At 73.9% G+C, this 19,780-nt stretch carries 18 protein-coding genes; 11 read left to right on the forward strand and 7 right to left on the reverse strand.

Annotation, left to right across the window (positions count from 1 at the left end):
• Window positions 1-144: 144 nt before the first annotated feature.
• Window positions 145-1,380, reverse strand: coding sequence for an MFS transporter (locus tag ACGF3A_RS04305; protein WP_393725607.1), 1,236 nt, complete (start codon window positions 1,378-1,380; stop codon window positions 145-147).
• Window positions 1,381-1,552: 172 nt separating this feature from the next.
• On the opposite strand from ACGF3A_RS04305, the gene ACGF3A_RS04310 reads away from it, so the two are divergent.
• The 3 genes from ACGF3A_RS04310 to ACGF3A_RS04320 all read left to right on the forward strand — a co-directional run bounded on the left by ACGF3A_RS04310 (window position 1,553) and on the right by ACGF3A_RS04320 (window position 3,799).
• Entirely contained in the window at window positions 1,553-2,191 is a 639-nt protein-coding gene (locus ACGF3A_RS04310; RefSeq protein WP_393725609.1) for a DUF6758 family protein, read from the forward strand.
• A gap of 72 nt (window positions 2,192-2,263) precedes the next feature.
• A complete protein-coding gene (locus ACGF3A_RS04315) occupies window positions 2,264-3,121 on the forward strand; it encodes a PHP domain-containing protein (protein WP_393725611.1) in 858 nt (285 codons plus the stop codon).
• 69 nt (window positions 3,122-3,190) lie between these two features.
• Window positions 3,191-3,799, forward strand: a complete 609-nt coding sequence (locus tag ACGF3A_RS04320) for a MarC family protein (RefSeq protein WP_393725613.1) — start codon at window positions 3,191-3,193, stop codon at window positions 3,797-3,799.
• On the opposite strand, the gene ACGF3A_RS04325 is transcribed toward ACGF3A_RS04320, so the two are convergent.
• Together ACGF3A_RS04325 and ACGF3A_RS04330 are read right to left on the reverse strand one after the other, a co-directional pair.
• Window positions 3,780-4,685, reverse strand: coding sequence for an alpha/beta fold hydrolase (locus ACGF3A_RS04325; RefSeq protein ID WP_393725615.1), 906 nt, complete (start codon window positions 4,683-4,685; stop codon window positions 3,780-3,782). The genes ACGF3A_RS04320 and ACGF3A_RS04325 overlap by 20 nt on opposite strands.
• A 119-nt stretch (window positions 4,686-4,804) precedes the next feature.
• Complete coding sequence (locus ACGF3A_RS04330) at window positions 4,805-6,679, reverse strand: DEAD/DEAH box helicase (protein ID WP_393725617.1); 1,875 nt, start codon at window positions 6,677-6,679, stop codon at window positions 4,805-4,807.
• Window positions 6,680-6,961: 282 nt separating this feature from the next.
• Between ACGF3A_RS04330 and ACGF3A_RS04335 the strand changes: the two genes are divergently transcribed.
• Window positions 6,962-7,729: a ferritin-like fold-containing protein gene (locus ACGF3A_RS04335; RefSeq protein WP_393725619.1), complete on the forward strand. Its 768-nt coding sequence runs from the start codon at window positions 6,962-6,964 to the stop codon at window positions 7,727-7,729.
• A 113-nt stretch (window positions 7,730-7,842) separates the two neighbouring features.
• On the opposite strand, the gene ACGF3A_RS04340 is transcribed toward ACGF3A_RS04335, so the two are convergent.
• From ACGF3A_RS04340 to ACGF3A_RS04355, 4 genes are all read right to left on the reverse strand, one after another.
• The gene (locus ACGF3A_RS04340; RefSeq protein ID WP_393725621.1) at window positions 7,843-8,223 is read right to left on the reverse strand and encodes a hypothetical protein; all 381 of its coding nucleotides are present in this window, start codon (window positions 8,221-8,223) and stop codon (window positions 7,843-7,845) included.
• Between the two features lie 168 nt (window positions 8,224-8,391).
• Window positions 8,392-8,619 (reverse strand): DUF3107 domain-containing protein, encoded by a 228-nt coding sequence (locus ACGF3A_RS04345; RefSeq protein WP_393725623.1) that lies wholly within the window; start codon window positions 8,617-8,619, stop codon window positions 8,392-8,394.
• Between the two features lie 213 nt (window positions 8,620-8,832).
• The gene (locus tag ACGF3A_RS04350) at window positions 8,833-9,459 is read right to left on the reverse strand and encodes a TetR/AcrR family transcriptional regulator (RefSeq protein ID WP_393725625.1); all 627 of its coding nucleotides are present in this window, start codon (window positions 9,457-9,459) and stop codon (window positions 8,833-8,835) included.
• 129 nt (window positions 9,460-9,588) lie between these two features.
• Window positions 9,589-9,819 carry a hypothetical protein gene (locus tag ACGF3A_RS04355; protein WP_393725626.1) on the reverse strand — a complete coding sequence of 77 codons (231 nt, stop codon included), beginning with the start codon at window positions 9,817-9,819 and terminating at the stop codon, window positions 9,589-9,591.
• Between the two features lie 167 nt (window positions 9,820-9,986).
• On the opposite strand from ACGF3A_RS04355, the gene ACGF3A_RS04360 reads away from it, so the two are divergent.
• The 7 genes from ACGF3A_RS04360 to moeZ all read left to right on the forward strand — a co-directional run bounded on the left by ACGF3A_RS04360 (window position 9,987) and on the right by moeZ (window position 19,733).
• Window positions 9,987-11,078 (forward strand): alpha/beta fold hydrolase, encoded by a 1,092-nt coding sequence (locus tag ACGF3A_RS04360; RefSeq protein WP_393725628.1) that lies wholly within the window; start codon window positions 9,987-9,989, stop codon window positions 11,076-11,078.
• A 182-nt stretch (window positions 11,079-11,260) separates the two neighbouring features.
• Window positions 11,261-12,865, forward strand: a complete 1,605-nt coding sequence (locus ACGF3A_RS04365; protein WP_393725630.1) for a DUF3152 domain-containing protein — start codon at window positions 11,261-11,263, stop codon at window positions 12,863-12,865.
• Between the two features lie 194 nt (window positions 12,866-13,059).
• Window positions 13,060-15,072, forward strand: coding sequence for a DUF3492 domain-containing protein (locus ACGF3A_RS04370; RefSeq protein ID WP_393725632.1), 2,013 nt, complete (start codon window positions 13,060-13,062; stop codon window positions 15,070-15,072).
• The gene (locus ACGF3A_RS04375; RefSeq protein ID WP_393725634.1) at window positions 15,069-16,346 is read left to right on the forward strand and encodes a hypothetical protein; all 1,278 of its coding nucleotides are present in this window, start codon (window positions 15,069-15,071) and stop codon (window positions 16,344-16,346) included. Before ACGF3A_RS04370 ends, ACGF3A_RS04375 begins: the two co-directional genes overlap by 4 nt.
• Window positions 16,347-16,488: 142 nt before the next feature.
• Window positions 16,489-17,682 (forward strand): NAD-dependent epimerase/dehydratase family protein, encoded by a 1,194-nt coding sequence (locus ACGF3A_RS04380; protein WP_393725636.1) that lies wholly within the window; start codon window positions 16,489-16,491, stop codon window positions 17,680-17,682.
• Complete coding sequence (locus tag ACGF3A_RS04385; RefSeq protein WP_393725638.1) at window positions 17,670-18,470, forward strand: spherulation-specific family 4 protein; 801 nt, start codon at window positions 17,670-17,672, stop codon at window positions 18,468-18,470. The genes ACGF3A_RS04380 and ACGF3A_RS04385 overlap by 13 nt, the downstream gene beginning before the upstream one ends.
• 84 nt (window positions 18,471-18,554) lie before the next feature.
• Window positions 18,555-19,733 (forward strand): adenylyltransferase/sulfurtransferase MoeZ, encoded by a 1,179-nt coding sequence (gene moeZ / locus ACGF3A_RS04390; protein WP_393725640.1) that lies wholly within the window; start codon window positions 18,555-18,557, stop codon window positions 19,731-19,733.
• Window positions 19,734-19,780 lie beyond the last annotated feature (47 nt).

Genomic DNA, 19,780 nt, shown 5'->3' on the forward strand with positions numbered 1-19,780 from the left:
GCCGCGTCGTGGTTGCCCGCGCAGTTCCCCGCGCCCCTTCGGCCGAAGGGGCGCGGGGAACTGCGCGCCCAGCCGTAGCTCACCGGCAGTCTGCACCGAGACGGTCAGGGGTAGCCCCTGTTCAGGCGCGGGCCCCTCGGGGGTTCAGGCCGTAGCGGGCTGGACCTCTGAGGAGGCCTCGGCATCGTGCTCCGGCAGCAATTCCTCCGCCTCCAGCGTGAGCGCCTCGCGCCGTACGCCCACGATCGCGGCGCCGATCACAGCGGCCACCGCCGCGACCACGAACGGGATGTGGATGTCGGTCCATTCCTCGATCTTCGGTGCCAGGAACGGTGCCGCCGCCGCGGCGAACCACCGTACGAAGTTGTAGCCCGCGCTCGCCACGGGCCGGGGCGCGTCGGAGACGCCGAGCGCGAGCTCCGTGTAGACGGTGTTGTTGAGCCCGATGAAGGCGCCGGAGACGATCGTGCCGACGACGGCCGTGGTGTGGTTGCCGTACCCCAGGATCAGCAGGTCGGCGGCCATCAGGATCAGCGAGCCGCCCAGCACCCTCAGCGAGCCGAAGCGCTCCTGGAGCCGGGGCGCGACCAGTACGGAGAAGACGGCGAGCAGCACGCCCCAGGCGAAGAAGACGGCACCCGAGCGGTACGGCGACATGTTCAGCACGAACGGTGTGAAGGCCAGCACCGTGAAGAAGGCGTAGTTGTAGAAGAAGGCCGAGGCGGCGGCGGAGGCCAGCCCGCCGTGGCCCAGCGCCTTGACCGGGTCGAGCAGCGAGGTCTTCCGCGCGGGCCTGGGCTGCTCCTTGAGGAACGCCGTGATCGCGAGGAAGCCGATGGCCATCAGGACGGCCGTGCCGAAGAAGGGGAAGCGCCAGCTCGCGTCGCCGAGCACGGCGCCCACGAGCGGGCCGCACGCCATGCCGAGGCCGAGCGCCGACTCGTAGAGCAGGATCGCCGCCGCGCTGCCGCCGGCCGCCGCGCCGACGATCACGGCGAGCGAGGTCGAGACGAAGAGCGCGTTGCCCAGGCCCCAGCCCGCGCGGAAGCCGACCAGCTCGCCGACGGAGCCCGAGGTTCCGGAGAGGGCCGCGAAGACCACGACGAGCGCGAGCCCGGCGAGCAGCGTCTTCTTCCCGCCGATCCGGCTGGAGACGAACCCGGTCACCAGCATCGCGACGGCGGTGATCAGGAAGTACGAGGTGAACAGGAGCGAGACCTGGCTCGGGCCCGCGTCGAGCCCCTTGGCGATGGAGGGGAGGATCGGGTCGACCAGCCCGATGCCCATGAACGCGACGACGGACGCGCCGGCCGTCGCCCAGACGGCCTTCGGCTGGCGCAGGATGCTGCCGCCGCCCTCGTCGAACGGATCACCACTCATGCCTTCTCGCTCCTTCGATGCGATCCCTGAAAGTCGTTGACGTATACACACAATAAATTAGCTTGGCTAACTAATGCAAGCTACATCTATATGAGGTGCGCGACGCCGCGCGGCCGTCCAGCCGGGTGATCGTCCTTGACGCGACGCCAGGCTGGTAGGACCGTTAAGGCTCATGAGGGGCGAACCCAGTTGCCCGAAGTGCGGTAGCCGGGTCAGGGCGCCCGGTCTCTTCGCCGACACCTGGCAGTGCGGCGTGCACGGCACGGTGCACCCGCTCCAGCCGGTCATCCCGCCCAGCGTGGAGGCGCTCGCCGTCGTCGTCGGCCGCACCCAGGTCCCCGTATGGATGCCCTGGCCGCTGCCCGTGGGGTGGCTCTTCACCGGCGTCGCCAGCGCGGGCGACGATCGCAGCGGGGGCCGCGCCACCGTCGTCGCCTGCTCGGGCCCCGGGCCGCTGGGCGGCCCCGGCGAGCTGCTGCTGATCTCCGAGGAGCTCGGCGTGGGCCTCGGCGCGCGGTACGCGGGCATCGAGGGCCCCGACCCGGGCCCCGGCATCCAGGTCGAGAAGCCCCCGCACGTGAAGGTCCTCGCCGCCGGACGTCCCACCCCCCTCTGGCACGTGGGCGGCACCCCCGACGACCGCGCGGTCTTCGCGGGGGAGGCGCGCGGCCTGTGGCTGTGGGCGATCGTCTGGCCCGAGCAGTCCGGGCTCATGCTCTACGACGAGCTGGTCCTCACCGACCTGCGCGACGCGGGCGCCGAGGTGGACCTGCTGCCCTGCGGCGCGCTCTCCCCACGACTGATCTCCTGACAGGGGCACGGCGTCCGGCGGCTATCCTGGGAACGCCCGTGCGTCACCGTCCGAAGAGAGAGCACCGTTCCCGTGCGCATCGACCTGCACACCCACTCCACCGCCTCGGACGGCACGGACTCCCCGGCGGAGCTGGTCGGGAACGCCGCGGCGGCGGGCCTGGACGTGGTGGCGCTGACCGATCACGACACGGTCGCCGGGCACGCGGAGGCCGTACGGGCGCTGCCCGCGGGCCTCACCCTCGTCACCGGGGCCGAGCTCTCCTGCCGCCTGGGTGACATCAGCCTGCACATGCTGGCCTACCTCTTCGACCCGGCGGAGCCCGAGCTGGCCCGCGAGCGCGATCTCCTGCGCGACGACCGCGTGCCGCGCGCCCGCGCCATCGTGGAGAAGCTGCGCGGCATGGGCGTCCCCGTCACCTGGGAGCAGGTGGCGCGGATCGCGGGCGACGGCTCCGTGGGCCGTCCGCACATCGCCGCCGCCATGGTCGAGGCGGGCGTCGTCGAGACCGTCTCCGACGCCTTCACCGAGGAGTGGATCGCCAACGACGGGCGGGCGTACGTCGGCAAGCACGAGCTGGACCCCTTCGACGCGCTGCGGCTGATCAAGGGTGCGGGCGGCGTCGCCGTCTTCGCGCACCCGCTCGCCGCGAAGCGCGGCCAGACCCTGCCCGAGAGCGCGATAGCCGATCTCGCGGCGGCCGGGCTCGACGGTGTCGAGGCCGATCACGCCGACCACACCCCGGACACCCGCGAGCGAGTGCACGGCCTCGCCCGGGAGCTGGGCCTGCTGGCCACCGGCTCCTCCGACTACCACGGCAGCCGCAAGGCCATCGCCCTCGGCGCCTTCACCACGGCACCCGACGTCTACGCCGAGATCGCCGCGCGCGGCTCAGGCGCGGCGCCGGTCACGGGCCCCGCGGCGGACTGACCCGCCGCGTCCCCGCCCACGGGCCGCCTTTCACCCTCCTCCCTTCACTCCGCACCCCTAGGCACCGCTGTGTTCGACTTCGCCCTCTTCGGGTCCGTCTTTGTCACGCTTTTTGTGATCATGGACCCGCCCGGCATCACGCCCATCTTCCTCGGACTGACCTCCGGACGGCCCGCCAAGGTGCAGCGCCGCATGGCGCTCCAGGCGTCCACGGTGGCCTTCGGCGTGATCACCCTGTTCGGCATCTGCGGCAAGCAGATCCTCGACTATCTGCACGTCTCCGTCCCCGCGCTGATGGTCGCGGGCGGGCTGCTCCTGCTGCTCGTCGCGCTGGACCTGCTCACCGGCAAGACCGACGAGCCCACCCAGACGAAGGAGGTCAACGTCGCGCTCGTACCGCTGGGCATGCCGCTGCTGGCGGGGCCCGGCGCGATCGTCTCCGTGATCCTCGCCGTCCAGCACGCGGACGGCTGGGGCGGGCAGCTCTCCGTCTGGTCGGCGATCGTCGCCATGCACGTCGTGCTGTGGCTGGTGATGCGCTATTCGCTGCTGATCATCCGCGTCATCAAGGACGGCGGCGTCGTCCTCGTCACCCGGCTCTCCGGGATGCTGCTGTCGGCCATCGCCGTGCAGCAGATCGCCAACGGCATCACGCAGTTCATCCAGGGGAAGGGCTGACCGCGCCCCAGAACCCGGCCAGGGCGCGCGCCGTCGCCTCCGGGCGCTCGGCGTTGGGGGAGTGCCCCGTGTCCTCGACCGTCGTACGGCGTGCGCCCAGCCGTTCCGCCATCGCGTCCAGCAGCGGCACCGGCCAGGCGTCGTCCACGCTCCCGGAGACCAGGTGCAGTGGCAGCTCCAGCGCCGCCAGCTCCTCCGTCCTGTCCGGCTCGGCCAGGAGCTGCCGCGCGGTGACGGCGATCTGCGCGGGTACGTTCGCGAGCCAGCGGCGGTGCAGGAACGCCTCCACGTCCGGTGGCGTCGCCGCCTCCTCGGCCGCCGAGTAGGGCGCCTCCCCGGTCTCGCCGAGCGACTGGTCCAGCTCGCGCATCGCCTGCCAGATCTCCTCCATGCCCAGCACGGGCAGCGCGCCCAGCAGCAGATTCACGCGGCGCTGCTGCGACGGGGCGACGGCGCCGGGGCCGCAGCTCATCAGGGTGAGCGAGGCGAAGCGCGCGGGGGCGCGCAGCACGGCGGCGCGCGCGACCAGGCCACCGAGCGAGTGCCCCAGCAGATGGGGGAGCGGCCCTTCGCCCTCCGCGCCGAGCGCGTCCGCCAGCGCGAGGGTGTCGCGCGCCAGCTCGTCCTGCGCGTACGCGCCCTCGTCGGACGGCCCGCCCGTCTCGTACTGCCCCCGCCCGTCGGCGGCCACGACCCGGAACCCGGCGGAGGCCAGCGGCTCCAGCAGCCCGACGAAGTCCTCCTTGCTGCCCGTGAACCCGGGCAGCAGCAGCGCGGTGCCCCGCTCCGGCGCACCGCAGTCGTGCACGGCGAACGCGCCGCGCGCGGTCTCCAGCCGGTACGCCCGCGCGCCCGGCGGCAGTTCGAGGAAGGGGGGCTTGCTCATGCCAGGACGCTACCCGCCGCACACAGCACGCGGCCCGCCACCCCCGAGGGGCGACGGGCCGCGTCAGTGCGTGCTGCTCAGGCGCGCTCGGGCGCCGGAGCGCGCGCGGGGCGCCGGGATCAGTCCCCGGACGCCTCCGTGGCTCCGGCCTCGCGGGCCTTGGCCGCGCCCGGCCTGCTGCCCGAGCGGGTGCGGCGGCGCCGCGGCTTGCGCGGCTCGTCCGACGCCTTCGCGGCGTCGCCGCCGCTCTCCTCGGACGCCTTGGGGGCCTTGGCCGCCTTGGCCTCCTTCGCCTCACCGGCATCCGCGGTGGCCGCGGCGCCCTCGGCGGAGGACCCACCCGCGCGCGTACGGCGGCGGCGCCGCGGCTTGCGCGCCGGCGCTTCGTCGCCGGAGACGGAGCCCGCGTCGGCCTTCGCGTCCTCGGCCACCCCTTCCGGAGCGGATCCGGACGCGGCACCGTCGCGCAGGCCGCCACGGGTGCGGCGGCGCTGGCGCGGCGCGCGGGTGCGCGCGGGGCGCTCCTCGGACTGCTGCTGCTTGCCGCCGCGCGGACGCGCGCCGGTCTCGCCCAGGTCCTCGATCTCCTCGGCGGCCAGCCCCGCGCGGGTGCGCTCGGCGCGCGGCAGCACGCCCTTGCAGCCCTCGGGGATGCCCATCGCCTCGTAGAGGTGCGGGGACGTGGAGTACGTCTCCGGCGGGTCGTTGAAGTCCAGGTCCAGCGCCTTGTTGATCAGCTGCCAGCGCGGGATGTCGTCCCAGTCGACCAGGGTGACGGCGATGCCCGACTTGCCCGCGCGGCCGGTGCGGCCGATGCGGTGCAGGTAGGTCTTCTCGTCCTCCGGCGTCTGGTAATTGATCACGTGGGTGACGTCGTCGACGTCGATGCCGCGCGCCGCCACGTCCGTGCAGACCAGGACGTCCACCTTGCCGTTGCGGAACGCGCGCAGCGCCTGCTCGCGCGCGCCCTGGCCGAGGTCGCCGTGGACCGCGCCGGACGCGAAGCCGCGCCGCGAGAGCTGCTCGGCGACGTCGGCCGCCGTCCGCTTCGTCCGGCAGAAGATCATCGCGAGGCCGCGGCCCTCCGCCTGGAGGATGCGCGAGACCATCTCGGGCTTGTCCATCGAGTGGGCACGGAAGACGTGCTGTGTGGTGTTCGCCACCGTCTGGCCCTCGTCATCCGGCGCGGTGGCGCGGATGTGGGTGGGCTGGCTCATGTAACGCCTGGCGAGCGAGATCACCTGGCCCGGCATCGTCGCCGAGAACAGCATCGTCTGGCGGCGGGTCGGGAGCATCTCGATGATCTTCTCGACGTCGGGCAGGAAGCCCAGGTCGAGCATCTCGTCGGCCTCGTCCAGCACGAGGGCCTTGACCGAGGAGAGCCGCAGCTTCTTCTGGCCCGCCAGGTCGAGCAGCCGCCCGGGGGTGCCGACGACCACGTCGACGCCCTTCTTGAGGGCCTCGACCTGGGGCTCGTAGGCCCGGCCGCCGTAGATCGACAGCACGCGGACGTTGCGGACCTTGCCCGCTGTCAGCAGATCGTTCGTGACCTGCTGGCACAGCTCGCGCGTGGGGACGACGACCAGCGCCTGCGGCGCGTCGGTCAGTTCCTCGGGCTTGGCACGGCCCAGCTCGACGTCGGCGGGGACGGTGACCGACTCCAGCAGCGGCAGACCGAAGCCCAGCGTCTTGCCGGTGCCGGTCTTCGCCTGACCGATGACGTCGGTGCCCGCGAGGGCGACCGGGAGCGTCATTTCCTGGATGGGGAACGGGGAAGTGATGCCGACGGCCTCAAGGGCCTCGGCCGTCTCGGAGAGAATTCCGAGATCTCGAAACGTCGTGGACAGGATGCTTGCCTCTTCTGTGTGACGCGCGAGCCTGAGCGGCGCACTGGGCGTAGGGGCGGCCCAGCGGAGCGAGGAGAGGGTCGTACCGCACCCGAAGCGGCCGTTGTCGGTCCGCTCTGTGGTGCGGGACCACTGGCTCTCGCTCAAGCGCCCTTCTCGCGCGAGCGGTCCCTCTCAGCGCGGACCGGGCCGGGGAGCACGGTCCAGGCAGAGGGCTGTCTGGTCGGAGCCGATCGGGCCACCGACCGGGCATCCGCATTGCATGCGTCGAGCCCACCTGTTCCAGTGGACCCAATATCACTGTACCCCGGATACGCGCATGTGTACCGGGGCGATTGTTGTGTACGAGTTTCCCGGGGCCCCTGTGTGGCCCCTCACGCCCCCACCTGGGGGCTTCCGGGCCTGGTCGGGACGGCTATCGTGCGGAGTATGGAGACGCCTGACAAGACCCCCGCCGCCGACGCCGCCGAGAGCGCCGAGGCCCCCGCGGAGCCCGAGCGCACCGGGATCGCCACCCAGGACTGGGAGCGGGCATCCGCCGACCCGACGTACCGGGCGGCGGTGATCGACCTGCTGGGCGCCCTCGCCTACGGAGAACTGGCGGCCTTCGAGCGGCTCGCCGAGGACGCCAAGCTGGCGCCGTCGCTCGCGGACAAGGCGGAGCTGGCGTCGATGGCCTCCGCCGAGTTCCACCACTTCGAGAAGCTCAGCGAGCGGCTCGCGGCGATCGACGCGGAGCCCACGGAGGCCATGGAGCCGTTCGCCGCCGCGCTGGACGAGTTCCACCGCCAGACCGCTCCCTCCGACTGGCTGGAGGGCCTGATCAAGGCGTACGTCGGGGACTCCATCGCCTCCGACTTCTACCGCGAGGTCGCGGCCCGGCTCGACTCGGACACCCGTGACCTGGTGCTGAGCGTCCTCGACGACACGGGCCACTCCAGCTTCGCCGTCGAGAAGGTGCGGGCCGCGATCGAGGCCGACCCGCGCGTGGGCGGACGGCTCGCGCTCTGGGCGCGGCGCCTGATGGGCGAGGCGCTCTCGCAGGCGCAGCGCGTGGTCGCGGACCGCGACGCGCTCTCGACGATGCTGGTGGGCGGGGTCGCCGACGGCTTCGACCTGGCCGAGGTCGGCAAGATGTTCTCCCGGATCACCGAGGCCCACACGAAGCGGATGGCGGCGCTCGGCCTGGCCGCCTGACGCCGGGACCGGCAGGCGCGCGAGGCCCTGTGACCTCGCGCGCTACGACTTCGGGTGCCCTGCGGCTTCGGAGTGCTCTACGGCCTCGCGGTGCTCTACGGCCTGGGGGTGCCCTACGGCCTCGCGGCGCCGGAGGGCCGGGCCGCGCCGGGCGGCCTCGCGGGGCGCTGGCGCGGGGCGCGCCGCCGCTCGCGCTGGCGCGCGTCGGCCCGGGCCACCCCTGCGGGCCTCGGGCGGCGCGACTCCGCCGCGTGGGGGTCCACGCGGAGCAGCAGCGACAGCATGGCCGCCGCCACGCCCGCCGCGCACAGCAGCGTGACGGGGAACTGGCCGGGGCCGAGGACGACGCCGCTCACGACCCCGCCCAGCAGACCGGCCACCAGGCCGGTGGTGAGAACGAGAGGGCGGTGCGGAAGCCGCCCGGGGACGCGCTTCGACGCGAGATGTGCGAGTGCGAGTCCTATGGCCGCGGAGCCGAGTGCCTCCCAGATCACGAGGGCCTCCTCGGGGTGTCGGCCGGTGGGACGGCCGCGGTGCAAATCGGTCGTTCCGGTACTCCCCAGCGAGGGCGTCACTGAAACGGCGGCCCCGGGGTCAATCCCGGGGCCGCCGTGGGGTATTCGAACGTTCCGGACGCGGCGGGCGCGCCCGGGACCGACTCGTCAGATCGCGCCGAAGCCGACCTTCCGGGCGGCCGACTCGCCGATCTCGACGTACGCGATGCGCTCCGACGGAACGAGGATCTTGCGACCGTGCTCGTCCGTCAGGCTCAGCAGACCGGAGCTGCTGCCCAGTGCCGCCGACACCGCGCTCTCGACCTCTTCGGGAGCCTGCTTGCTCTCGATGACGATCTCGCGCGGCGCGTGCTGCACGCCGATCTTGACCTCCACGGCTATGTCCCTCCGACGGTCCGGGTTTCCCAGGACTTCCCCATGGCGAAGCCTGGGGCCTGGTGCGCGGCGAGCCGCGCCGTACGGGAGCAACACTAGCCCGGCGCGCACACCGGGCGGCGGCCGCGCTCCACGCCCGGAGCGAACAACCGGGCGCGGGCGCGCCGTACGCGCCCGCACCCGGTCATCACCGCTTCGGTGACCGCGCCCCGGTCACTGCATGGGGAAGCCCGCGATGCCGCGCCAGGAGAGCGACGCGATCAGCTTGGCCGCCGCGTCCCTCGGGATCTTCTGGCCCGCACCCAGCCAGTAACGCGCGGTGATCTGGGCCATGCCGCACAGGCCCACCGCGAGGAGCATCGCCTGCTCGGCGGGGAGCTTGGTGTCCTCGGAGATGACCTCGCTGACGGCTTCGGCGCAGTCCAGGCTCACCTTGTCGACGCGCTCGCGCACGGCCGGCTCGTTGGTGAGGTCCGACTCGAAGACCAGGCGGAAGGCACCGCCCTCGTCCTCGACGAAGCCGAAATACGCGTCCATGGTCGCCGCGACACGCTGCTTGTTGTCGGACGTCGAGGCCAGCGCCGCGCGCACCGCCTGGAGCAGCGCCTCGCAGTGCTGGTCCAGCAGGGCGAGGTAGAGGTCGAGCTTGCCCGGGAAGTGCTGGTAGAGCACGGGCTTGCTGACGCCGGCACGGTCGGCGATGTCATCCATCGCCGCCGCGTGGTAGCCCTGCGCGACGAAGACCTCCTGAGCTGCGCCCAGCAGTTGATTGCGTCGGGCCCGGCGGGGCAGACGCGTGCCACGCGGGCGCGCTGCTTCGGTCTGCTCGATGGCTGTCACGCCGCCTCCCTGTTGTTCTGAGCGCGAACTGCGCTGCGTCGCCATCGTACTTTTGGGTAACAGGAGCGCGCGCGGTGTGAGCCGAGAATTTCACTGGCCGGGACGCGGACGGGGCCCGCGGTGGGGGCTTTATCGGTACTCGTCCTCGTTTTCCTCCACCACCCGTGCCTGTTCCGCCGCGTCCGCGGGATCCACCTCGTCCAGACCCCGGTCGGTCATCGGTGAGTCGCGGTGCTGGAGCAGGTCCTTCTGCTGTTCCGCCGCGTCCTCCTCCGGGGTCTCGAACCCGGCCGGTTCCTCGGGCTCGTCCTCGTACACGTCCTCGAAGGTCTCGGGGTCCGTCGGGTCCACAGGAGGCATGTCAGCTCCCCTTTCCAGGGCGGCGCCCTTCATTCGAGCGTAGAAGCCACTGTCGTACGGCGCACACCGCGTGCGTGCGGAGCCGCGGGAGGGCGCCGGGGTTGTGTGTTTCCCCTTGTGAGGGTGAACACGCGTGGGGGCATGTGATCGTCTCGTAACATTGCCCCATGTCGTCCACCGAGCAGCCGGGAATCCGCCCCACCGTGACATCCCGTTCCATGGCTCCGCTGTCCGGTTCGAGGGTCGGCGAAGGGGAGACGCTGCGGACGGTGCCGCTGCCCGGACTCACCCTGGCCGTGCGCGGACTGCGCCGGGACCCGGCCGTAGAAGAAGGGGCCGCGGGGGAAGGGGCCGTGAGGGAAGGGGACGCGCGCCCTCCGGCGCTGTACGTGCACGGGCTGGGCGGCTCCTCGCAGAACTGGTCGGCGCTGATGCGCGAGCTCGCCGGTGACCTGGACGGTGAGGCCGTCGACCTGCCCGGTTTCGGCGACTCCCCGCCGCCCGACAGCGGCGACTACTCGATCTCCGGGCACGCCAGGGCGGTCATCCGCTATCTCGACGCCGACGGCCGCGGGCCCGTGCACCTGATCGGCAACTCGCTGGGCGGCTCCGTCTCGACGCGCGTCGCGGCCGTCCGCCCCGACCTGGTGCGCACGCTCACCCTGATCTCCCCGGCGCTGCCGGAGATCCCCCCGCAGCGCGGCACGATCCCGACGGTGCTGGTCGCCGTGCCCGGCGTGGCGCGGCTGTTCGCCCGGCTGACCAAGGACTGGCCGCCGGAGCGGCGCACCTCCGACATGCTCTCGCTCTGTTACGGCGACCCGGGCCGCGTCACGCCCGGTGACTTCGCGCTCGCGGTGGAGGAGTACGAGCGCAGGCTCACGCTGCCGTACTTCTGGGACGTCATGACCCGCTCGGCCCGCGGCCTCGTCGACGCGTACACGCTCGGCGGGCAGCACGCGCTGTGGCGGCAGGCCGAGCGCGTCCTCGCGCCCACGCTGCTCGTGTACGGCGGACGGGACCAACTGGTCTCGTTCCGGATGGCCCGCCGCGCGGCCTCCGCGTTCCGCGACTCCCGGATGCTCGCTCTGCCGAACGCAGGGCACGTCGCCATGATGGAGTACCCGGAGGTCGTCGCACCGGCCGTGCGTGAACTCGTACAGGATTCCGCTCGGTTGACGGAGCGGCAGGATGGCCGCGACGCTGCGGGGGCGACTCCGGCAACTTCGGCAACTCCGGCAACCCGGAAAGGTGACTAGTGGGACGCCATAGCCGCAGAGGCAAGCCCGGCCCCGAGGAGACGTCCGCGATACCCGCGGCGTCCCAGGGTGCCGCGCCGCGCGCGCAGGGGCGTCCGCGACGGAGGCCCGCACCGGGCCAGCAGGGCGATCCGTACGCACCGGGGGGACCGGGGGGATCGCCCGGTCCCGGCGGGCAGAACGTGCCCTACGGGCAGGCCGGTTACGGCACACCCGCGCACGGCGTGCCGCGTGCCGCCGTCACGCCGCCCGGCGGGGTGCCGCGCGTAGGACCAGGAGGACAGCGCCCGGCGGGCGGGCCGGGCCCCGTCACGCCCGCGCACGGCTCGCCCGTGTACGGCGGGCCGACGCCGCCCGGCGGCGTGCCCAGGGTCACCGAGTCGCCGTCCGGACACCCCGAACAGCCCGAGACCGGGCGGGGCTACGCGCCGCCCCCGCCCGGGGCGGGACGCGGGCAGCGCCCGTACGGGCGTCCCGGCGGCGGGCCCGTGCCCGGTGCCTCGGGGCTGGGCGCGCGACGGGCTGCCGGGGGGCCGCGGCAGGACTATCTGGACGCTTTCGAGGACGACGTCTTCGCGGCGGGTGCTCCGGGGGCTCCGGGTGCGCCGGGCGCCCGCCGTGGCGGTCGAGGCATGCGGGGGGCGCCCGGAGTGACGGGTGGCGCGGGCGCCACCGGGGCCATGGGCGCCGTAGGGGCGCCCGGGGCCGCCGGGACCGCCGGAAGCGGCGTGGCTCCGGGGCCGGGCGCGGGTCCGGGTGCGGGTATGGGCACGGGTGCGCCCGTGCTGCCCGGGCAGCGGCGCGCGCCCGGGGAGCCCCGGCCGCGCCCCGGGACGCAGGGAGTCGGCGCGGGAGCGGGCTCCGGGCGCGGCGCGCGGCGCGGCGGTCCGGGGGAGCCCCCGCTGGACGAGCCGTACGCCCCGCTCGCGCCCATCGCGCCCCCGGAAGAGAAGGGCAGCAAGGGAAAGGCGTACACCGGGATCGCGGCGGCGGCCGTGACCACCGTGCTGGCGTTCATCATCGCCGGACAGGTCGCCACGGGCGAGCACCGCAAGGACGACGGCGCGGAGTCCGGCGTGAAGGCCGGGCAGCGCGCGGACAAGGCCGACCCGGCGTCGGACGGTTCGCACACGGACAGCCGGGACGAGCGCGCTGGACGCTCGGCGACGCCGGGCGAGTCCAGGGAGTCGTACGACGACAAGATGGCCAAGCCCTTCCCGCTGGCGGCGGACTTCAAGGGGAAGGGCACGTTCGCGACCGTCGGCGGCCATGAGAAGGGCCCCCGCGGCAAGAAGGTGCTGCGTTACCGCGTGGACGTCGAGAAGGGGCTCCCGCTGGACGGGGAGCTGTTCGCCGAGGCGGTGCACAAGACGCTCAACGACAAGCGCAGCTGGGCGCAGGGCGGTGAGCGCAGCTTCGAGCGGGTGTCCAAGGGCGACGCGGACTTCGTGATCACCCTGGCCAGCCCGAAGACGACCGACGTGTGGTGCGCGAAGTCGGGGCTGGACACCAGCCAGGAGAAGGTCTCCTGCGACTCCGCCGCCACCGAGCGCGTCATGATCAACGCCTATCGGTGGGCGCGCGGCGCGAAGACGTTCGGCGACGACCACATGCACAGCTACCGCCAGATGCTCATCAACCACGAGGTCGGGCACCGGCTCGGGCACGGCCATGTCGGCTGCCCGAAGGACGGCGCGGTCGCGCCCGTCATGATGCAGCAGACCAAGTATCTGACGACGGACGGCGCGACGTGCCGTCCGAACGCCTGGCCGCATCCCCGCTCGTAACCGCTCCCCGCCCCCGCCGCGGGGCCCTCAACGCCTGACGCCCGGGAAAGTCACGGGTGTTCACCCCTTCCGGTGGCGCGATGGACAACCGTCCATCGCGTGGGTGGGGCGCGCGCATACCGTCTTCCGCGTCACGCCACCGGGCCGCGTACGGCTGGTGGCCCGCACACGGAGAAACGATCGGGGGTGCGTGCGTGCGCGTCGCACTGCTTACGGAGGGTGGTTACCCCTACGCGCGGGGTGAATCGGTGGTGTGGTGCGACCGCCTGCTGCGCGGTCTCGACGGTCACGAGTTCGACGTCTACGCGCTCAGCCGCGGCGCACGCCAGGAGGAGGCGGGCTGGTGCGAACTCCCGCGCAACGTCGCACGGGTGCGCACCGCGCCCCTGTGGGGGAACGGTCCGGCAGGCGGGGACCCCACGACGGGCGCCGCCCCGCTCTCGTACGGGCGTCGCGAACGGCGCCGGTTCGCCGAGCACTTCAGGGACCTGGCCGAGACGGTCTGCGCGGCCGAGACGGAGGAGCCTCCGGGGAGTGCCGCGGAGGGTTCCGGGAGCGCTGAAGGGGCCGAGGGCGCGTGGCCCGGCGCGCGCGAAGGGCGCACCACCGAGCAGGCGGACCGTTTCGCCGCAGGTCTGTACGGGCTGGCCGAACTCGCGTCCGAGCGCGGCGGACTCTCGCCCGCGCTCCGCTCCGAACAGGCCGTCCGCGTCCTGGAGTCGGCCTGCCGCGCACCCGGCGCGCTCCGCGCGGTCCAGTCCGCGCAGGTCTCCGACCTGCTGGCGGTCACCGAGCGCCTGGAGCGCGCCCTGCGCCCCCTCTCCCTCGACTGGTACGGCGAGCGGGGCGGCGACCCCGGCCTCTCCGCCGCCGACCTGTGCCACGCGGTGGGCGGCGGTCTGGCCGCGCTGCCGGGGCTGCTCGCCCAGCGCGCGTTCGGCACGCCCCTGCTGATCACCGAGTACGGCGTACGGCTGCGCGAGCACTATCTCGCGAGCGCCGCGGGCGCCGTGGCCCCCGTGGCGGCGGGCGCCCCCGTGCGCGCCATGCTGGCCTCGTTCCAGGGGCGGCTCGCGCGGGAGGCGTACGCGCGGGCGCAGTTGATCACTCCGGGCAACACCCACGCGCGGCGCTGGCAGGAACGCTGCGGCGCGCGCCCCGGGAAGCTGCGCACCGTCTATCCGGGCATGGACGCGTCCCCGTTCGCCGAGGTCGGCGAGCGGGCCGCCGTCCGCACCCCGCGGCCGGACGCGGGCGGCGCGGGCGCGGGCAGCACGAGGGGCGCGGGGGGGCGTGCTCCGACCCTGGTGTGGGTCGGGGGCGTGGAGCCCGCGAAGGACCTGATCGCGCTGCTGCACGCCTTCGCTCAGGTCCGCGACATGGTCCCCGGCGCGCGGCTGCGCGTCGTCGCGCGGGGCGAGGCGGAGGACGCCGAGTACGCGGCGCGCTGCCGGGCGCTGGCCGCGCAGCTCTTCCCCGACGAGGCGGCGGACGCGCGTTCGATCGGTGAATGCCCCGTCGCCTTCGAGGAGTTGGGCGGCCCCGGCCTCCCGACCCTCGCCGACGCCTACGCGGCGGGCGGTGTCGTGGTCCTGTCGAGCGTGGTCGAGGGCTTCCCGGTCTCGCTGGTGGAGGCGATGTTCTGCGGCCGCGCGACGGTCTCGACGGACGTCGGCGCCGTGTGCGAGGTGATCGGCGGCACGGGGCTCGTCGTCCCGCCGCGCAACCCCCGCGCGCTGGCCGACGCCTGCGCCGACCTGCTGCGGGACCCGGCGCGCGGCGCCCGGCTGGGCGCCGCGGCGCGGTCGCGCGCGCTGGAGCTGTTCACCGTCGAGCAGAACATCGAGGCATTCCGTGGCATCTACCTGGAGCTGATGTCGCACTGCCCGGTACGGGGCGCGGCGGGGAGTGAGGCCGAGGGGGCCGGGACGGACGGGGCGCCCCACCCCTTCGCGCGCCCCGCCGAGGCGCATCTCCCGGGCCGCTGGGCCGTCCCGGCCGTACGCCGCACCGCCTCCGGCGCCCTGGCGCCCTCGACGCCGAGCTGGGCGGCGGGGGCCGACGCACCGGCCGGGACCGGTGGGGCCGGGAGGACCGACGGGACGGACGGGGCCGACGGGACCGACAGGGCGGGGAGCGCGGACGGCGCTGCCGGGAGCGCGCCGGTGGGCGTGGGGGCGGACGCGGGGGAGGGCGAGGCCGGATGAACGCCCCAGCCGATCCCGTACGCGGGCTGATGCACCAGCACCGTGAGCTGTGCGAGCACGCCGTCGACCCCCTGGAGATCGCCGCAGGGCTGGAGGCCCACGGCGTCACCGACCGTACGGCCGCGCGCTTCAAGCACCGGGACGTCTTCTCGCTCGCGGAGGAGCTGTACGCCCGCGTGCCCCGCGCCGACGCGCGCTCCCGGCTGGAGAGCGGCGTGGGTGGCGCGGGCGGCGTGGGTGAGGCGGGAGAGGCGGGTGACCTGGGCGCACCGTCCGGTGCCGCCGCGCCCCCTGCGGCCTCCGCGGCCGTTCCGCACCGGCGCGGCGTGCCGTCCGGCCGGGCGGCGCTGCCGCTGCTGCCCGGCGCGCTGTGCGCGCTGGTGCTCGGCGCGCTCGCGCTGGTGCCCGCCGTGCCCCCGTTCGCGCGGCTGACGGTGGCGCTCGTGGGGGCGGTCGTGGTGCTGATGGGCGCGCGGTACGCGCTGCGCGCCGTTCCCCTGCCGCGCGGCACGGCGCTCTGGATCTGCTGGCTGGCCGGATTCGCGCTCCACGGCGACCGGTTGCTGGCGAACGTCCTGGCGGGCGGCCCCGACGTAGGGGATCTGGGTCACGCGCTGCTGACCTCGGGCGTACGGGAGATGCCGGGGGCGCCCGGCACGGCGCTGGCGCTCGCGCTCGGCGTCGCGCCCGCCGTCTGGTGCGCCCGCTGGTTCTCCGCACGGGCGCGGCGCAGGCTCGCGGTCAGCGTCAGCCTGGAGGAGTTCGCCGCCGGGGTACGCCCGTTGCTGGCCGGGGTCGTCGCGCTCTTCGCCGTGGCGCTGCTGGCCGTGCAGGGCGCGGCGCACGCCCTCGCCGGTACCGCGTACGCGTACGTGGGCGCGCGGGCCGATGCCGCGCGCGCCCTCCCGGCGGACACCCTCCCGGCGGACGCCGTCCCGCAGCCGGACCTCGCCGGACCGCTGGGTGTCTCGATGGCCCTGGGCGTCCTGCTGTTCGCGGCGCTGCTGCTGACCGCGCACGGCTTCGGGCCCGCCGCCTCGGCCGGGCTCGGCGCCGCCTGCGCCGGTGAGGCCCTCGCCCTCACGGCCGTGCTCGCCGCCCGGCTGCCGGGGCTCGGCGTGCTGGGCCGTCCCGTGGAGACCGCCGTCGCCGCCTGCGGCCCGTACGCCGTCACCGTCACGGCCTGCGCCTGCGCGGCGCTCGGTCTGCTGGCGTACGCCGCCCACGCACTGACCGGCGCCTCCGCACACCACAGGGCGGCGGAGCCCGCATGATCGCCGCCCCGCCCTCCGTACGGCGCCCCGCGCGGGACGCCCGTACGCGACCGTGCAACACCGAGAAGGAGCAAGACCCGATGACCACCGACCAGTTGACACCGCCGTGCACCGCCGTGTGCGGACCGCGGGAGGACGTGCGATGAGAGTGCTGCTTCTGGGAGCCTCCGGTTACCTCGGCAGGTTCGTCGCCGACAGGCTCCTGGCCGACCCCGCCGTGCAGCTCACGGCGCTCGGCAGGAGTGACGAGGCGGACGTCCGCTTCGACCTGTCCACGGGCAGCCCCGGCGCCCTGACCCGCTTCCTCGACGCGGTCCATCCCGGCGTCGTCATCAACTGCGCGGGCGCCACGCGCGGCGGCGGACGGGAGCTGATCCGGCACAACGTCGTGGCGACCGCCACCGTGTGCGAGTCGCTGCGCCGCAGCGGCTGCGGGGCGCGCCTCGTCCACCTGGGCTGCGCCGCCGAGTACGGGCCCTCGCAGGCCGGTTCGTCCACCGGCGAGGACGCCGTGCCGCGCCCCGGCGGCCCGTACGGCGTGAGCAAGCTGGCCGGCACCGAGCTGGTCACCGCCTCCGGGCTGGACGCCGTGGTGCTGCGCGTGTTCTCGCCCATCGGGCCCGGCACTCCGGCCGGTTCGCCGCTCGGGCGGCTCGCCGAGGCGATGCGGCGCACCATGCAGCAGGGGGACAGCGAGCTGCGGCTGAACGGGCTCGGGGTCCAGCGGGACTTCGTGGACGTACGGGACATCGCGCGCGCTGTGCACGCCGCCTCGCTCTCCGCCGCGCAGGGCATCGTCAACATCGGCACGGGCCGCGCGGTGCGGCTGCGCGACGTGGCCTCGCTGCTGGCGCGCGTCGCCGGGTACACGGGCGCGGTCCACGAGCACGGTGTCGCGCCCGGCGCTCCGGGATCCGCCGACGGCCCGGCGGGCGTGACGGCGGGGCCCGGCGTCGTGGTGCCGTCGCCCGCGGGCGGACCGCCCTCCGCGCACGCGGTGGGCGCGGGGGCCGCGGCGCACGCCGTCGGCGGGCCCGCGCACGCGGGCGGTCCGGGGCACGCGGGCGGGCCCGGCCACCAGGGCGGTCCTGGCCACCTGGGCGGGCCCGGCGGTCCGGCGCACCCCGGTGGTCCGGGGCATCCAGGGCATCCAGGGCAGCCGGGACCGCACCAGGGGAGCGCACCCCAGCCGTCGGCCTATCCGTATCCGGACGGCTGCGGGAGCTGGCAGCAGGCCGACGTCCGTACGGCGCGTGACCGGCTGGGCTGGCGTCCCCGTATCGGTCTGGAGGAGTCCCTGGCCGACATCTGGATGGAGGCGGCATGCCGTATCTGATCAGACCCGGACGTGCGCGGCAGGCGGCGGACGGGCGGGGCGAAGGGCTCGGCCTGGCCGTGCCGGGCTGCGCGCATCCCATGGTGGCGCCCATGGAGTGGGCCGAGCTGTCCCGTCCAGGGCTGGGCGCGCTGCCCGGCCCCACGGGCACCGGCGGACCGCTCCAGTGGGCGGTGCTCAACGTGAACGCGGGACCCGGGGCGCGCCCCGACCCGTACTGCGCGCCCGCCGCCGCGGCGCTGCGCCAGTCCGGGGTCGCGGTGCTCGGCCATCTCGACATGCGGTACGGCTCGCGGCCGTTCGGTGAACTCGTCTCCGACGCGCACCGTTTCCTCGACTGGTACGGCGTCGACGGCTTCTACATGGCGCGCTGTCCCGCCGTCTCCGAACGGCTCATGGAGGCCAGTCGTACGGCGACGACCGTGCGGGCCCTGTGCGGCGGGGGAGCGGGCGGCGGCCATGTCGTCCTGGAGCACGGAACGTATCCGCACCCCGGGTACGCGGAGTGCGCCGACCAGCTCGTGACGTTCGCCGGGAGCTGGTCCGACTACCGCTGGTCCCAGGCCGCGGAGTGGACGGCCGACCTTCCGCCGGAGCGGTTCTGCCATCTGGTCCACGGGCTGCCGCGCACGCACCTGGAGGAGGCGCTGCGCATCGCGCGCTGGCAGGGCGCGGGCACGGTCTGCTTCACCGACAGGACGGCGAGGGGAGGTCAGGACCCCTGGGAGACCCTGCCCGGGTACTGGGACGACATCGTCTCGCGCATCGGACCTGGTGTCTCGGAATGAGATAGGGCGTGGCAGTGTTACGAGAGGAATACCCGCCCTCGTGCGGGCGGTTCCCCGTACGTCCCACCGACCAACGGAGTCTCCGTGTCACTGCCACCCCTGGTCGAGCCAGCCAGTGAGCTCACCGTCGACGAGGTCCGCAGGTACTCGCGCCACCTGATCATCCCGGATGTCGGGATGGACGGGCAGAAGCGGCTCAAGAACGCCAAGGTGCTCGCCGTGGGCGCGGGCGGGCTGGGCTCGCCCGCACTGATGTATCTCGCGGCGGCGGGCGTGGGCACGCTCGGCATCGTGGAGTTCGACGAGGTCGACGAGTCGAACCTGCAGCGGCAGATCATCCACAGCCAGGCGGACATCGGCCGCCCCAAGGCCGAGTCGGCGAAGGACACGGTCCTCGGGATCAATCCGTACACGAAGGTCAACATCCACGAGGAGCGCCTCGACTCCTCGAACGTGATGGAGATCTTCGCCGAGTACGACCTGATCGTGGACGGCACGGACAACTTCGCCACCCGTTACCTGGTCAACGACGCGTGCGTGCTGCTGAACAAGCCGTACGTGTGGGGTTCGATCTACCGCTTCGACGGGCAGGCGTCCGTCTTCTGGAGCGAGCACGGCCCCTGCTACCGCTGCCTCTACCCCGAGCCCCCGCCGCCCGGCATGGTGCCGAGCTGCGCCGAGGGCGGCGTCCTGGGCGTGCTCTGCGCCTCGGTCGGCTCCATCCAGGTCAACGAGGCGATCAAGCTTCTCGCGGGCATCGGCGAGCCCCTCGTCGGCCGCCTGATGATCTACGACGCGCTGGAGATGACCTACCGCCAGGTGAAGGTCCGCAAGGACCCCGACTGCGCGATCTGCGGCGAGAACCCCACGGTCACCGAGCTGATCGACTACGAGGCGTTCTGCGGCGTCGTCTCCGAGGAGGCCCAGGAGGCCGCCGCCGGATCGACCATCACTCCCAAGCAGCTCAAGGAGTGGATGGACGACGGCGAGAGCATCGACGTGATCGACGTCCGCGAGCCGAACGAGTACGAGATCGTCTCGATCCCCGGCGCGCGGCTGATCCCCAAGAACGACTTCCTGATGGGCACGGCCCTCCAGGATCTTCCGCAGGACAAGAAGATCGTCTTGCATTGCAAGACGGGTGTCCGCTCCGCGGAAGTCCTCGCCGTGCTCAAGAACGCGGGCTTCGCCGACGCCGTCCACGTCGGCGGCGGCGTCATCGGCTGGGTGAACCAGATCGAGCCCGACAAGCCGGTCTACTGACCCGGTCCACCCCGCCACTCGCCCCATACGTCCGCGTCCCCGAAGGA

It is taken from the genome of Streptomyces sp. NPDC048172 (assembly GCF_043202595.1).
GTDB lineage: Bacteria > Actinomycetota > Actinomycetes > Streptomycetales > Streptomycetaceae > Streptomyces.